The organism is Streptomyces sp. F001, assembly GCF_004187715.1.
Lineage (GTDB): Bacteria > Actinomycetota > Actinomycetes > Streptomycetales > Streptomycetaceae > Streptomyces > Streptomyces flavusporus.
The window spans coordinates 1,166,389-1,181,044 of record NZ_QZWF01000001.1 but is presented as its reverse complement, the minus strand read 5'-3'; the positions used below and the strand labels follow the sequence as shown (position 1 = coordinate 1,181,044).

Annotated in this window: 11 protein-coding genes; 9 read left to right on the top strand and 2 right to left on the bottom strand. The window is 70.6% G+C overall.

Annotation, left to right across the window (positions count from 1 at the left end):
- Positions 1 to 15: 15 nt before the first annotated feature.
- Positions 16 to 1,392 (bottom strand): FAD-binding oxidoreductase, encoded by a 1,377-nt coding sequence (locus tag StrepF001_RS05430; RefSeq protein ID WP_129797105.1) that lies wholly within the window; start codon positions 1,390 to 1,392, stop codon positions 16 to 18.
- An 87-nt stretch (positions 1,393 to 1,479) separates the two neighbouring features.
- Positions 1,480 to 3,267 carry a glycoside hydrolase family 15 protein gene (locus StrepF001_RS05425; RefSeq protein WP_129797104.1) on the bottom strand — a complete coding sequence of 596 codons (1,788 nt, stop codon included), beginning with the start codon at positions 3,265 to 3,267 and terminating at the stop codon, positions 1,480 to 1,482.
- A 510-nt stretch (positions 3,268 to 3,777) separates the two neighbouring features.
- Between StrepF001_RS05425 and StrepF001_RS05420 the strand changes: the two genes are divergently transcribed.
- The 9 genes from StrepF001_RS05420 to StrepF001_RS05380 all read left to right on the top strand — a co-directional run bounded on the left by StrepF001_RS05420 (position 3,778) and on the right by StrepF001_RS05380 (position 14,573).
- The gene (locus tag StrepF001_RS05420; RefSeq protein ID WP_129797517.1) at positions 3,778 to 5,445 is read left to right on the top strand and encodes a CTP synthase; all 1,668 of its coding nucleotides are present in this window, start codon (positions 3,778 to 3,780) and stop codon (positions 5,443 to 5,445) included.
- A 96-nt stretch (positions 5,446 to 5,541) separates the two neighbouring features.
- Complete coding sequence (locus StrepF001_RS05415) at positions 5,542 to 6,168, top strand: NUDIX hydrolase (RefSeq protein WP_129797103.1); 627 nt, start codon at positions 5,542 to 5,544, stop codon at positions 6,166 to 6,168.
- 173 nt (positions 6,169 to 6,341) lie between these two features.
- Positions 6,342 to 8,408: a tetratricopeptide repeat protein gene (locus StrepF001_RS05410; protein WP_129797102.1), complete on the top strand. Its 2,067-nt coding sequence runs from the start codon at positions 6,342 to 6,344 to the stop codon at positions 8,406 to 8,408.
- Positions 8,409 to 8,537: 129 nt separating this feature from the next.
- Positions 8,538 to 9,662: an alanine dehydrogenase gene (gene ald, locus StrepF001_RS05405; RefSeq protein ID WP_129797101.1), complete on the top strand. Its 1,125-nt coding sequence runs from the start codon at positions 8,538 to 8,540 to the stop codon at positions 9,660 to 9,662.
- 393 nt (positions 9,663 to 10,055) lie between these two features.
- Complete coding sequence (locus tag StrepF001_RS05400; RefSeq protein ID WP_129797100.1) at positions 10,056 to 11,234, top strand: ParA family protein; 1,179 nt, start codon at positions 10,056 to 10,058, stop codon at positions 11,232 to 11,234.
- Positions 11,219 to 11,785, top strand: a complete 567-nt coding sequence (locus StrepF001_RS05395) for a hypothetical protein (protein ID WP_129797099.1) — start codon at positions 11,219 to 11,221, stop codon at positions 11,783 to 11,785. Before StrepF001_RS05400 ends, StrepF001_RS05395 begins: the two co-directional genes overlap by 16 nt.
- Before the next feature lie 18 nt (positions 11,786 to 11,803).
- Positions 11,804 to 12,850, top strand: a complete 1,047-nt coding sequence (locus StrepF001_RS05390; RefSeq protein WP_129797098.1) for a segregation/condensation protein A — start codon at positions 11,804 to 11,806, stop codon at positions 12,848 to 12,850.
- Entirely contained in the window at positions 12,847 to 13,503 is a 657-nt protein-coding gene (scpB, locus tag StrepF001_RS05385) for an SMC-Scp complex subunit ScpB (protein WP_129797097.1), read from the top strand. The genes StrepF001_RS05390 and scpB overlap by 4 nt, the downstream gene beginning before the upstream one ends.
- On the top strand, positions 13,503 to 14,573 hold the full coding sequence (locus tag StrepF001_RS05380) for a pseudouridine synthase (protein WP_129797096.1): 1,071 nt from the start codon (positions 13,503 to 13,505) through the stop codon (positions 14,571 to 14,573). Before scpB ends, StrepF001_RS05380 begins: the two co-directional genes overlap by 1 nt.
- Positions 14,574 to 14,656 lie beyond the last annotated feature (83 nt).

The following is a 14,656-nucleotide window of genomic DNA, read 5'->3' as shown; positions in this document are numbered from 1 at the left end:
CACCTCGGAACCGGCCTACAGGGGCTTGATGTTGTGGTTGAAGCGGAAGACGTTGTCCGGGTCGTGGCGCCGCTTCAGTTCGCCCAGGCGCCGGATGTTCTCGGCGCCCAGTCCGGCCCGTACGCGGTCCGTGCCCTCATCGCCGATGAAGTTGAGGCAGACCGCTCCGGTGCTCCACGGCCGGACGTCGGCACGGACGTCGCGGACCCACCGCATGCACCGCTCGTCGTCCGCCGGGTCCGCCCAGATGGCGAAGGGATGCACGGCCCAGGGCGCGTCCCGGTACGGCACCGGGTGGTCGGCCGGACCGTCGGCGACCGCGCCGCCCAGCGGGAACAGCATGTGCTTGGTGCCGGTCGGCACGGGCAGGGAGTCTGCGCGGGCGCAGAAGACGTCCACGAACGCGTCGGGCGCGCCGGTCAGATACTCCGCCGACCAGTGGTTCCGCAGGCCGGGCGGATCGTCGATCATGCACTGGAGGTCGGCGTACGGGATCGCGGTGACGAGCTCCGCCTCGTGCGGCAGCGCCAGCAGTGGCTCGGCCACCTTGCGCAGGTCCTCCTCGGCGCCCGCGTACGCCAGCAGCACACAGCACAGCAGGCTGCCGACCAGCCGTGGCGGTACGAAGTCCGTGGGCGGGCCGGTGAGGTGGATGACGGCGCCGCCCGCCTCCAGGGGGCCGGACTCGATGATGTCGCGGTAGGTGCGGACCGCCTCGGGGCCGAACTCCGGGAGGTACAGCACCTGGGCGATGGAGAACTCGGGTACCTCGTACAGCTTCAGGGTGAGGGCCGTGGCGATGCCGAAGTTGCCGCCGCCGCCGTGCAGGGCCCAGAACAGGTCCGGGTTCTCGTCGGCGTTGGCGTGGACCTGCTCGCCGTCCGCGGTGACCAGCTCGACGCCGAGCAGGTTGTCGACAGCCAGGCCGCAGGAGCGCTCCAGCCAGCCGCTGCCGCCGCCGAGGACGAAGCCGCCGACGCCTGTCGTCGAAGCCCGTCCGCCTGTCGTCGCCAGGCCGTACGGCTGCGTCGCGCGGTCCAGGTCGCGCATCGTGGCGCCGCCGCCGATCCGGACCGCCTCGGCTGCGGGATCGACGGTGACGTGATGCATCCGGCGCAGGTCGACGACCAGTCCGGAGTCGTTCGTCCCCATCCCCGCGACGCTGTGACCGCCGCCGCGCACCGCGATGTTCAGGTCCAGGTCGCGTCCGAAGCGCACGGCCCGCACGACATCGGCCTCGTGCGCGCACTGCGCGATCACGGCCGGTCGGCGGTCGATCATCGCGTTGAACACCGACCGGGCATCGTCGTAGCCCGGATCCCACGGGGCGAACACATTGCCGTCGAGATCGTCGCGGAGCGCGGCGAGGAGCGTGTGCGCCTTGGAGGACATGGCCGCCCCCTTCCGGCGAAGGGCGCATGCGCTTCCAGCCTAGGCCGGGGCGGCCCGTCGGTCCTTTCCGGCCTTCCAGCCGTGGCCTCAGCCTCCGTATGCCCCCGAGGCCGTCAGGCGCAGTGCCGTGTCGATGAGCGGGACGTGGCTGAAGGCCTGCGGGAAGTTGCCGACCTGGCGCTGCAGGCGCGGGTCCCACTCCTCGGCGAGCAGTCCGAGGTCGTTGCGCAGGGAGAGCAGCTTCTCGAACAGCTTGCGGGCCTCGTCGACTCGGCCGATCATCGCCAGGTCGTCCGCCATCCAGAACGAGCAGGCCAGGAAGGCGCCCTCGTCGCCGGGGAGACCGTCGACGCCCGCGTCCTCGCCCTGCGTCGGGTAGCGCAGGATGAAGCCGTCCGGCGTGGACAGTTCGCGCTGGATGGCCTCGATGGTGCCGATCACGCGCTTGTCGTCCGGCGGCAGGAAGCCCATCTGCGGGATCAGCAGCAGCGAGGCGTCCAGCTCCTGCGAGCCGTACGACTGCGTGAAGGTGTTGCGCTCCTTGTCGTAGCCCTTCTCGCACACGTCCCGGTGGATGTCGTCACGCAGCTCGCGCCAGCGCTCCAGCGGGCCGTCGGCGTCGCCGGACTCCAGCAGTTTGATCGTGCGGTCGACGGCGACCCACGCCATGACCTTGGAGTGCACGAAGTGGCGGCGCGGGCCGCGCACCTCCCAGATGCCCTCGTCCGGCTCCTGCCAGTGGTCCTCCAGGTAGCGGATCAGCTTCAGCTGGAGCAGCGAGGCGTAGTCGCTGCGGGCCAGGCCCGTCATGTGCGCCAGGTGCAGGGCCTCGGTGACCTCGCCGTACACGTCGAGCTGGAGCTGGTGTGCGGCGCCGTTGCCGACCCGTACCGGGGCGGAGTTCTCGTAGCCGGGCAGCCAGTCCAGCTCTGCCTCGCCCAGCTCGCGCTCGCCGGCGATGCCGTACATGATCTGCAGGTTCTCGGGGTCGCCGGCGACCGCGCGCAGCAGCCACTCGCGCCAGGCGCGGGCCTCCTCGCGGTAGCCGGTGCGCAGCAGCGAGGACAGGGTGATCGCGGCGTCCCGCAGCCAGGTGTAGCGGTAGTCCCAGTTGCGTACGCCGCCGATCTCCTCCGGCAGCGAGGTCGTGGGCGCCGCGACGATGCCGGTCAGGGCCTTCAGCGTGATCAGCGAGCGGACCACCGCCTCGCGGTACGGGCCGTGGTACGTACAGTGCTCCACCCACTCGCGCCAGAAGTCCTCCGTCGCCTCCAGCGACTGCTCCGGCTCCGGCAGCGGCGGGGGCTCGCGGTGCGAGGCCTGCCACGAGATGGTGAACGCGATCCGGTCGCCCGGCGCGACCGTGAAGTCGGCGTACGTCGTCAGCGCCCTGCCGTACGTCTCGGCAGATGTGTCGAACCACACAGAGTCCGGCCCCGCGACCGCGACCGTGCGCCCGTCGTGCTTGTGCACCCACGGGACGATCCGGCCGTAGGAGAACCGCATCCGCAGCGCCGAGCGCATCGGTACCCGGCCCGAGACGCCCTCCACGATCCGGATCAGCTGTGGCGCGCCGTCCCTGGGGGGCATGAAGTCGATCACGCGGACCGTGCCGCGCGGGGTGTCCCACTCCGACTCGAGGATCAGCGAGTCGCCGCGGTAGCCGCGCCGGGCCGCCGTCGGGGGTTCGGCGTCGGCCGCGTGCGCAGGGCCGATCCGCCAGAACCCGTGCTCTTCGGTGCCCAGCAGACCGGCGAAGATGGCATGCGAGTCGAAGCGGGGCAGGCACAGCCAGTCGACTGTGCCGTCCCGGCAGACCAGGGCAGCGGTCTGCATGTCTCCGATGAGTGCGTAGTCCTCGATACGCCCGGCCACGTGCAACTCCAGTCGAACGGCCACGTAGCCCCACAGGGGGCTTGCGCTAAAGCGGTCAGGGGGTTGTTGTAATGCGTCGTTGAACTGTGAAGTAAAACCGTCGCCCTGCCGAGAGGCAAAACGACCGTCGTCGCTCAACGAACTGACGAGCTCTTGTTGTTCCGGTGCGTACGGACGGGGGTGGTGCCGTGGTGCCGGCGGGCTCGGCAGCGAGTGTCCGAGCAGGATACGACGCACGTAGATGATCTGCGTGCCGCTCCGGGCAACGCGCGTGCGCCGAACGAGTGAGCGCCGGGTGAGAAAAGGGTGAGCAGTGCATGTCCGTGGCGGACTGTGCGCGGAGCGTGGCCGGGCGCCATCGGGCCGTGGCGCTGATACCCTGGTAGCCCGTGGACCGGTGGGCAAGAAACCCCCGAACCGCAGCGACGGCTCCTCCAGAAAACCCGGGATCTCCGGGCCGGACAGCCGCACCGCACTCCAGAACGCGACCACGGGAGCCTCCTCTTGGCCATGCCGCCCGCTGCTTTTCGAAACAGCACAGCCACGACGACCAAGCACATCTTCGTCACCGGGGGTGTCGCCTCCTCGCTCGGCAAGGGCCTGACCGCCTCCAGCCTGGGCATGCTGCTCAAGGCGCGGGGCCTGCGCGTCGTGATGCAGAAGCTCGACCCGTACATCAACGTCGACCCGGGCACGATGAACCCCTTCCAGCACGGTGAGGTGTTCGTCACCAACGACGGCGCCGAGACCGATCTGGACATCGGCCACTACGAGCGCTTCCTCGACCGCGACCTGGACGGCTCCGCCAACGTCACCACGGGTCAGGTCTACTCGACGGTGATCGCCAAGGAGCGCCGCGGCGAGTACCTGGGCGACACCGTCCAGGTCATCCCGCACATCACCAACGAGATCAAGAACCGCATCCGCCGCATGGCCGCCGAGGACGTGGACGTCGTCATCACCGAGGTCGGCGGCACGGTCGGCGACATCGAGTCGCTGCCGTTCCTGGAGACCGTCCGCCAGGTCCGGCATGAGGTCGGCCGCGACAACGTCTTCGTCGTGCACATCTCGCTCCTGCCGTACATCGGCCCCTCGGGAGAGCTGAAGACGAAGCCGACCCAGCACTCGGTTGCGGCCCTGCGCAACATCGGTATCCAGCCGGACGCCATCGTGCTGCGCTGCGACCGCGAAGTGCCGACCGCGATCAAGCGGAAGATCTCGCTGATGTGCGACGTCGACGAGGCCGCGGTCGTCGCCTGCCCGGACGCGCCCTCCATCTACGACATCCCCAAGGTCGTGCACTCCGAGGGCCTGGACGCCTACGCCGTCCGCCGCCTCGACCTGCCGTTCCGCGATGTGGACTGGACGACCTGGGACGACCTGCTCGACCGCGTCCACCGCCCCGAGCACGAGATCAACCTCGCCCTCGTCGGCAAGTACATCGACCTGCCCGACGCCTACCTCTCGGTCACCGAGGCGCTGCGCGCGGGCGGCTTCGCCAACAAGACCCGCGTCAAGATCAAGTGGGTCGCCTCCGACGACTGCAGGACGCCGGCCGGCGCCGCCGAGCAGCTCTCCGACGTGGACGCGATCTGCATCCCCGGCGGCTTCGGCGACCGCGGCGTCTCCGGCAAGGTCGGCGCCATCCAGTACGCCCGCGAGAACAAGATCCCGCTGCTCGGCCTCTGCCTCGGCCTGCAGTGCATCGTGATCGAGGCGGCCCGCAACCTCGTCGGCATCGCCGACGCGAACTCGACGGAGTTCGACGCGGCGACGGCCCACCCCGTCATCTCCACCATGGCCGAACAGCTCGACATCGTCGCGGGCGAGGGCGACATGGGCGGCACGATGCGCCTGGGCATGTACCCGGCCAAGCTTGCCGAGGGCTCCATCGTGCGTGAGGTGTACGACGGCAAGGAGTACGTCGAGGAGCGGCACCGGCACCGCTACGAGGTGAACAACGCCTACCGCTCCGAGCTGGAGAAGAAGGCGGGCATCCTCTTCTCGGGCACCTCGCCGGACGGCAAGCTCGTCGAGTACGTGGAGTACCCGCGCGAGATCCACCCCTACCTGGTCGCCACCCAGGCGCACCCGGAGCTGCGCTCGCGGCCGACCCGGCCGCACCCGCTCTTCGCCGGGCTCGTGAAGGCCGCGGTCGAGCGGAAGAATTCGAAGTAACACACCAGTTGTACGGTGGCCGGGGTGCATACCTTCAAAAGGTGAGCACCCCGGTTTCTCTTGTACGGGGATTCTTTGCACGTGGAAGGACAGGGCATGACGATCAAGGACACCCCGGAGGAGTGGGAGATCCGGGCCACTGACACCCCCTTCGTGGGCAACAAGACCTCCGTCCGCACCGACGACGTGGTCATGCCCGACGGCACCGTCGTACGCCGCGACTACCAGGTGCACCCGGGCTCGGTGGCGGTCCTCGCCCTCGACGAGGCCGGCCGCGTGCTCGTCCTGCGCCAGTACCGCCACCCCGTGCGCCACAAGCTCTGGGAGATCCCGGCCGGGCTGCTCGACGTCCCGGGCGAGAACCCGCTGCACGCCGCCCAGCGCGAGCTCTACGAGGAAGCGCACGTCAAGGCCGAGGACTGGCGGGTGCTGACCGACGTCTACACCACGCCCGGCGGCTGCGACGAGGCCGTGCGGATCTTCCTGGCCCGGGGCCTGTCCGACGCCGACGGAGAGCGCTTCGAGGTCGAGGACGAGGAGGCCGACATGGAGCTCGCGCGCGTGCCGGTCGAGGAGCTCGTGCGTGGCGTGCTGGCCGGCGAGCTGCACAACACCTGCCTCGTCGTGGGCGTCCTCTCGCTCGTCGCCGCCCGGCAGGGCGACGGCCTCGACGCGCTGCGCCCGGCGCAGGCGCCGTGGCCCGCGCGTCCCTTCGAGTCCTGAACACGCACAGGGCGCCTGCGGCGTCCCCCGGTGTGACGATCGCCTGATCCGATCGGGGGACGTCCCCGCCGTGCTCCACACGGTTCGTCGCAGAGCGTGAACTAGGCTCTGTAAGCGCCCGAACCGGAGTCCCGGCGGGATGTGTGCGGTGCGGTGGGACGGGAGTGTGGCCCGTGACGGATCAGGCGGTGGACACGGACGGCGTGCAGGTGTCGGGGCGCACGTCGGCGGAGAGCCAGTTCCTGGGCCGCACACGGGAGTTGAAGGAGCTGCGCGCCGACATCGAGCGTGCGGGGCTGGACACCCTCTCCGGCCGGAAGGCACCACGCGCGCGCGTGCTCCTCATCGCGGGCAGACCCGGCTCCGGCCGTACGGCGCTGGCCGAGGAGCTGGTACGTCAGGTCGCGGAGCGTTACCCCGACGGGGTACTGCGGGCCCGGCTCAGCGAACCCGACGGCACCCCCGTCCCCACCGAGCGCACCGCCCGCGAACTACTGTCCGCCCTGGACCTGCCGACCCCGCCCGGCGCCGCCGAGGACGACCTCGCGGCGGCTCTCCGCGAGGCCCTGACCGACCGCCGGGCCCTGCTTCTGCTGGACGACGCGGCCGACGCCGGGCAGGTCGACGCCTTGCTGCCGGACACCCCGGACTGCCTGGTCGTCGCCGTCTCCCAGGGCCCGCTGACCGGGATCTCGGACGTCCGCCCCTGCACCCTCGGCGGCCTCGACACCAAGTCCGCCGTCGAACTGCTGTCCCGGCTCACCGGCTCCGTCCGGATCACCGTCGACCCGCGGGCGGCCGAAGGGCTCGTCGAGGAGTGCCAGGCCCAGCCGACCGCGCTGACGCTGGCCGGGGGCTGGCTCGCAGCCCGCCCCAAGGCGGCCGTCGCCGACCTCGCCAAGCAGCTGCGCGCCGAGGGCGACGAGGGGGCCCCGCTCGGCCGGGTCTTCCGGCTCGTGTACGCGTCCCTGCCGGGCTCCGCCGCCCGGATACTGCGACTGCTCACCCTGGCCCCCACCGAGTACGTCGACCCGCACACCGCCTCCGCGCTCGCCGGCTGCTCGGTCAGCGGCGCCCGCACCACCCTGGACGACCTCGTCGCCGTCGGTCTGCTGCGGGCGGTGGACTCGCCGCTGCCGCAGTACGAGATTCCGGGTTGTCTGCACCCCTTGCTGCGCGATCGCATCGAGGCTCAGGACCGCCCGGCCGAGCTGCAGCTGGCCCGCGCCCGGATGCTGGAGCGGACGGTCCGGCTGCTGCAGTCGTGCCGGGCCATCACCGAGACCGACAGCCCGCAGGCCCGCGAGAAGCTGCTCGGCATGCCGCGCTCCCTGCGCTTCCCCAGTCCTCGCGCGGCCGCCGACTGGCTGCGCATCCGCAAGCCCGCCCTGCTCGCCGCCGCCCGGCTGGCGGTCGCCGACGGGGAGCTGGACACGCTGGCCAGGCGTCTGATGTCCCAGCTGGTGCGGGCGATGGTGGCCCACTTCGGCATGCAGGCGGCGGCGCCCGACCTGTACGGCATCCACGGCCTCGTCCTCGATGTGGCCGAGCGCCAGGACCTGCCCCGCGAGCAGGCCGCCGCGCTGCTGAATCTCGGCGACCTGGACGCCCAGACCGGCCGCACGGCCGACGCGCTGACCCGCTACCGGGCCGCCCTGGACGCCGGACGCCGGGCGAACGACCCGTATGCGACCGGACGCGCGATGGAATCCGTAGGCGGCGCGCACCAGGAGCTCGGCGACCACGACCGGGCCGCCGACTGGTTCGGCCGGGCCCTCGCCGAGCGCCTGGCCCGCGACGAGCGCGCGGAGGCCGCCCGGCTGTACGGCCGTATCGCCACCGCACACACCTACGCGGGCCGCTACGGCGAGGCGCAGCGGCACTGGCGCGCCGCGATGGCCGGGTACCGCAAGCTGGGCGATGTGGCCGCCCACGCGCGGGCGTTGAGCGAACTGGCGCGGGTCCAGGAGTACGCGGGGCGGCCCGAGGAGTCGCTGCGCACCTGCCAGGAAGCCGTCGAGTGGGCGCGCCGCGCGGAGGACGTACGACTGCAGGCCGCGCTGCACCTGCGGCTCGCCGACACCCTGGACCACCTCGGTGACTCCACGGCCGCTCTGCTGCACCGCAAGGCGGCGGAGCGCATGCTGGGGGAAGAGATGCAGGAGGGCGATACGCGAGATCCAGCCATGGAACAAGACGCTAACGCCTGCGAAATCCGTAGTGCATCCGCTGAAGATTGATGCAATGAAAGGCTAGACAGCGGGAACGCCTTCATTAGACTGGCTCTGCCGCACGTTCTCCTGCGGTGTCTCCCGGTGTGCCCTGAACATCCGGGTATGTCGCGTACTACCCCCTCTGAGCCAAGGACCGTGATCGACGTGAAGGTCGGCATCCCCCGCGAGGTCAAGAACAACGAGTTCCGGGTGGCCATCACCCCCGCCGGCGTGCACGAGCTGGTGCGAGGCGGCCACCAGGTCGTCATCGAGCGCGGCGCCGGCGTCGGCTCCTCGATCCCGGACGCCGAGTACCTGGCCGCCGGCGCGCAGATCCTCGACACCGCCGACGAGGTGTGGGCCACCGCCGACCTGCTGCTGAAGGTCAAGGAGCCCATCGCCGAGGAGTACCACCGCCTCCGCAAGGACCAGACGCTCTTCACCTACCTGCACCTGGCCGCCTCCAAGGAGTGCACGGACGCTCTGCTGGAGTCCGGCACGACGGCGATCGCCTACGAGACCGTCGAGCTGCCGAGCCGCGCGCTGCCGCTGCTCGCCCCGATGTCCGAGGTCGCCGGCCGGCTCGCCCCGCAGGTCGGCGCCTACCACCTGATGCGCGCGGGCGGCGGCCGCGGTGTGCTGCCCGGCGGCGTCCCGGGTGTGCCGGCGGGCAAGGCCGTCGTCATCGGCGGCGGTGTCTCCGGCTGGAACGCCGCGCAGATCGCCATCGGCATGGGCTTCCACGTGACCCTGCTCGACCGGGACATCAACAAGCTCAAGGAGGCGGACAAGGTCTTCGGCACGAAGATCCAGACCGTCGTCTCCAACGCCTTCGAACTCGAGAAGGCCTGCCTCGAGGCCGACCTCGTGATCGGCGCCGTCCTCATCCCGGGTGCCAAGGCCCCGAAGCTGGTCACCAACGAGCTGGTCTCCCGGATGAAGGCGGGAAGTGTCCTTGTCGACATCGCGATCGACCAGGGCGGCTGCTTCGAGGACTCCCGCCCCACCACGCACGCCGAGCCGACCTTCAAGGTCCACGAGTCGGTCTTCTACTGCGTCGCCAACATGCCCGGCGCCGTGCCCAACACGTCCACCTACGCGCTGACCAACGCCACGCTGCCGTACATCGTCGAGCTGGCCAACCGCGGCTGGGTCGAGGCGCTGCGCCGCGACCCCGCGCTCGCCAAGGGCCTCAACACCCATGACGGCAAGGTCGCTTACCGCGAGGTCGCCGAGGCGCACGGCCTGGAGCACGTGGAGCTGGAGTCCCTGCTCGGCTGAGCCGGCGACACGGCTCGGACCAGGGCCTCATCACCGAGTAGGCCCTAAGTCACCTTTTCGTAAAGGCGATACGTCAACACGGCTCGTCAACCTCGCGCACCCGGCCGGACCTTGCCCGACAAGGTCCGGCCGGGTGTGTGTATGGTCACTTTGCGGCTCTCGGTCAACTCGCCTCGAACGTAACCCTTGAACCGATTCGCACACCGGTGAAACCTACCGTGCGACGGCCGTACGCCCTTGACAGAGGGATGTTTCATTGCCGACACATCCGGCCGGGTCCGGCGGATTGTGTTGCTGCGAACCGCCGACACGCCATAGAGTCGCCAACCGTCGGCATGGTGCCACGCTGACCTGTCTAGAAGTTTCCTGGTCACCAAGGAGGTAAGACGACTTGTGAATGAGTCGACATTTTCTCCCGGGGGTGGTCAACCAGGAAGCCCTGCGCGGGGCCAGGCTCCCGCGGGGTTCGAGGCTGTCGGCTCCGTCGCGGTGCGCACCTTCGCAGCCCACCAGAGTCACCAGACCTCAGGAGTGACTCGCCCAGCACACCAGAGCATGGATGGCCATCACGTGAACGCCATGGCCGGCGACGGAAGTGGCGCGCCCCACAACCACTTCGCCGACTACGACGAACTGCCCGACGGGCACTTCTACGACCCCGACGCCGAGTACGAGCCCGACCCCGAGTACGCGGCCACGCTCGCGCCCGACGCTGCCCGCCAGCGCCGTGAGCGCATCGGCCCGACCGGTCGCCCGCTGCCGTACTTCCCGATCCCGGGCCCGCTGACCGACCACGGTCCCGCGAAGATCATCGCGATGTGCAACCAGAAGGGCGGCGTCGGCAAGACGACGTCGACCATCAACCTGGGTGCCGCGCTCGCGGAGTACGGGCGCCGGGTGCTGCTCGTCGACTTCGACCCGCAGGGCGCGCTGTCGGTCGGCCTCGGCGTGAACCCGATGGAGCTCGACCTCACCGTCTACAACCTGCTCATGGAGCGGGGGATGGCGGCCGACGAGGTGCTGCTGAAGACGGCGGTCCCCAACATGGACCTGCTGCCCAGCAACATCGACCTGTCGGCGGCCGAGGTGCAGCTGGTCTCCGAGGTGGCCCGCGAGTCGACGCTGCAGCGCGCCCTGAAGCCGCTGCTGCCTGACTACGACTTCATCGTCATCGACTGTCAGCCCTCGCTCGGCCTGCTCACCGTGAACGCCCTGACGGCCGCTCACAAGGTGATCGTGCCTCTCGAGTGCGAGTTCTTCGCGCTGCGTGGTGTCGCGCTGCTCACCGAGACCATCGAGAAGGTCCAGGAGCGGCTCAACCCGGAGCTGGAGCTCGACGGGATCCTCGCCACGATGTACGACTCGCGCACGGTGCACAGCCGCGAGGTGCTCGCGCGGGTCGTCGAGGCATTCGACGACCACGTCTACCACACGGTCATCGGGCGCACGGTCCGCTTCCCGGAGACCACGGTCGCCGGTGAGCCGATCACCACGTACGCCTCCAACTCCGTCGGTGCCGCCGCCTACCGCCAGCTCGCCAGGGAGGTGCTCGCCCGGTGTCACGCCGAGTGAGTCTGCCGGGGGCCGACGAACTGTTCCGTACGACAGGGGGATCGGCGCTCCAGGCATCCACTCCCCGGCGCCAGGCCAACGGCGAGGCCAGGGTGCCGCCGCCCGCGGGAGAGGGTGACGCGGCCGCCGTGGTCGAGGACGCACCGCAGTCGGTGCCCGCGCAGGGCGGTGACGGCGACGGGGCCGAACATGTCGCGGCCGACGCGGAGCCGGCCGACGCGGGGGAGTCCCGCAGCCGGGCCGCGGCCTCGGAGCGCTCCTCCCGGCGTCAGGCGGCGCAGGAAGGTTCTGCCGCGGCGACGCCCCGCAAGCGTGGACGGGCGGCCGCACGGCGGCCCAGCGGGCGTGAGCGGCACGACGAGAAGATCACGGTGTACGTGTCCGCCGAGGAGCTCATGGATCTGGAGCACGCGCGACTCGTGCTCCGGGGAGAGCACGGGCTGGCCGTCGACCGGGGACGGATCGTGCGGGAGGCGGTCGCCGTCGTGCTCGCGGATCTGGAGAGCAGGGGGGACGCCAGCATCCTCGTACGACGGCTCCGTGGGCGGTAACGGTAGCCTGCGGGGGCTATGACCTCGAACGACGCCTCGGCCTCCGGCAGCGCAGCCGGTCGTCGGCGTGCCCTGGGGCGGGGGCCGGGTGTTCCAGGGGTGCCTGTCGAGGCGCCGGTTCCCGTGGAGGCACCGCCCGAGCCGGTCGCTCCTGCGGAGCCGGAACCCGAGGTCGTCGCACCGGAACCTGAGCCGGAACCCACCGCTCCGACGGAGTTCGAAGCGGCTCCCGCGGAGTCCGAAGAGGGCGATTCCGGGGTCTTCAAGGTGCGGCTCTCCAACTTCGAGGGCCCCTTCGACCTGCTGCTCCAGCTGATCTCCAAGCACAAGCTCGACGTCACCGAGGTCGCCCTGTCCAAGGTGACCGACGAGTTCATGGCGCACATCAGGGCGATGGGGCCGGACTGGGACCTGGACGAGACGACCGAGTTCCTCGTCGTCGCGGCCACCCTGCTCGACCTCAAGGCAGCCCGGCTGCTGCCGGCCGCCGAGGTGGAGGACGAGGCCGACCTGGCCCTCCTCGAAGCCCGGGACCTGCTGTTCGCGCGACTGCTCCAGTACCGCGCGTACAAACAGATCGCCGACATCTTCAGCAACCGCCTCGACGAGGAAGCCCGGCGCTACCCCCGTACCGTCGGACTCGAACCCCACCACGCGGAGCTGCTGCCCGAGGTCGTCATCAGCATCGGCGCGGAGGGGTTCGCGAAGCTCGCGGTCAAGGCGATGCAGCCGAAGCCCAAGCCGCAGGTGTACGTCGACCACATCCACGCACCGCTGGTGAGCGTGCAGGAGCAGGCCGGGATCGTGGTCGCGCGGCTGAAGGAGCTGGGCGAGGCCAGCTTCCGCGCGCTGGTCGAGGACACGGACGACACACTGACCGTGGTGGCGCGCTTCCTGGCGCTGCTGGAGCTGTACCGGGAGAAGGCCGTGGCGCTGGAGCAGGAGACCGCGCTCGGCGAGCTGCTGGTGCGCTGGACCGGCGGCGAGGGGGAGGCGGAGCCCATGGTGACCGACGAGTTCGACCGGCCGCCCGAGCAGCCGAAGGAGCAGGAGGAGAAGGCGTGAGCGAGGAGACCACCGGGCTTCCGGCGGGGCTGCGGAGCGTCGCCGACCTCGAACTGAAGCCCGCCCTGGAGGCCGTCCTCATGGTCGTGGACGAGCCCGCGACCGAGGAGCATCTCGCGAAGATCCTCCAGCGACCCCGGCGGCAGATCGGCGACGCGCTGCGCGAGCTGGCCGACGAGTACACCGTGCAGGGGCGCGGCTTCGAGCTGCGGCTCATCGCGGGCGGCTGGCGCTTCTACAGCCGGCCCGAGTACGCGGCGGCCGTCGAGGGCTTCGTCCTGGACGGCCAGCAGGCCCGGCTCACCCAGGCCGCGCTGGAGACGCTGGCAGTGGTCGCCTACCGCCAGCCGGTCAGCCGTAGCCGCGTGTCAGCCGTCCGCGGAGTCAACTGCGACGGCGTGATGCGCACCCTCCTCCAGCGGGGTCTGATAGAGGAGGCGGGCACGGAACCCGAAACAGGTGCGATCCTGTACACGACGACGAACTACTTCCTGGAGCGGATGGGCCTGCGCGGCCTGGACGAGCTCCCGGAGCTCGCGCCCTTCCTCCCGGAGGCGGAGGCGATCGAGGCCGAGACGCAGGAAGGCGTGCCGTCGTTCGATCCGGACGCTCCGGATTCCGAGGACGCAGACGACAAGACGACGGAACTTTGATGCGAAGCAGCGGCAGCGGCAAGAGTGGCGGGACCGGCGGGCGCGGTAACTATCGCGGTGCCGGCAACAACAGGGACCAGAAGCAGGGGCAGGGCCGCCCCCGCAAGCCCCGCCCCGAGGAGCGCCGCTACGACGTGGGCCCCGGCGCCACCAAGGACGGCCCGAAGGCGGGACGCGGCGGCGCGGCCCGCGGCGGCGCCAAGGGCGGGCCCAAGAAGCCCCAGCAGGGCGGGCGTACGGCACCGGCGCGCTCGCGTGAGTACGAGACGCGGACCGAGGAGCGCAACCGGGAGCGGTACGCGGGCAAGAAGGACATCAAGCTGCCCAAGACCTTCCCGGGCGCCGAGCAGGAGGGCGAGCGGCTGCAGAAGGTGCTCGCGCGCGCGGGGTACGGCTCGCGGCGTGCCTGCGAGGAGCTGATCGAGCAGGCGCGGGTCGAGGTCAACGGCGAGATCGTCCTGGAGCAGGGCAAGCGGGTCGACCCGGAGAAGGACGAGGTCAAGGTCGACGGCCTGACCGTGGCGACGCAGTCGTACCAGTTCTTCTCGCTCAACAAGCCCGCCGGTGTCGTGTCGACGATGGAGGACCCCGAAGGCCGCCAGTGCCTCGGCGACTACGTCACCAACCGTGAGACGCGGCTCTTCCACGTCGGCCGGCTCGACACCGAGACCGAGGGCGTCATCCTGCTGACCAACCACGGTGAGCTGGCCCATCGCCTCACGCACCCCAGGTACGGCGTGAAGAAGACCTACCTCGCGCACATCGTCGGCCCGATCCCCCGTGACCTGGGCAAGCGTCTGAAGGACGGCATCCAGCTGGACGACGGGTACGCGCGCGCCGACCACTTCCGGGTCGTCGAACAGACCGGCAAGAACTACCTCGTCGAGGTCACCCTCCACGAGGGCCGCAAGCACATCGTCCGCCGCATGCTCGCGGAGGCCGGCTTCCCGGTCGACAAGCTGGTGCGGACGGCCTTCGGCCCGATCACGCTGGGCGACCAGAAGTCGGGCTGGCTGCGACGGCTGTCGAACACCGAGGTCGGGATGCTGATGAAGGAAGTCGACCTCTAGGGCTCCTCTGGGGCCTGTCCGAACGGCAGGCGACGCCCGCCCGCTGTCTCAGCGGGCGGGCGTCGCGTACCTGTCGGCGACGG

Coding starts and splice junctions, on each gene's coding strand:
- StrepF001_RS05430 (WP_129797105.1), bottom strand. CDS start 1,392: ATGTCCTCCAAGGCGCACACGCTCCTCGCCGCGCTCCGCGACGATCTC.
- StrepF001_RS05420 (WP_129797517.1), top strand. CDS start 3,778: ATGCCGCCCGCTGCTTTTCGAAACAGCACAGCCACGACGACCAAGCAC.
- StrepF001_RS05415 (WP_129797103.1), top strand. CDS start 5,542: ATGACGATCAAGGACACCCCGGAGGAGTGGGAGATCCGGGCCACTGAC.
- StrepF001_RS05390 (WP_129797098.1), top strand. CDS start 11,804: ATGACCTCGAACGACGCCTCGGCCTCCGGCAGCGCAGCCGGTCGTCGG.
- StrepF001_RS05380 (WP_129797096.1), top strand. CDS start 13,503: ATGCGAAGCAGCGGCAGCGGCAAGAGTGGCGGGACCGGCGGGCGCGGT.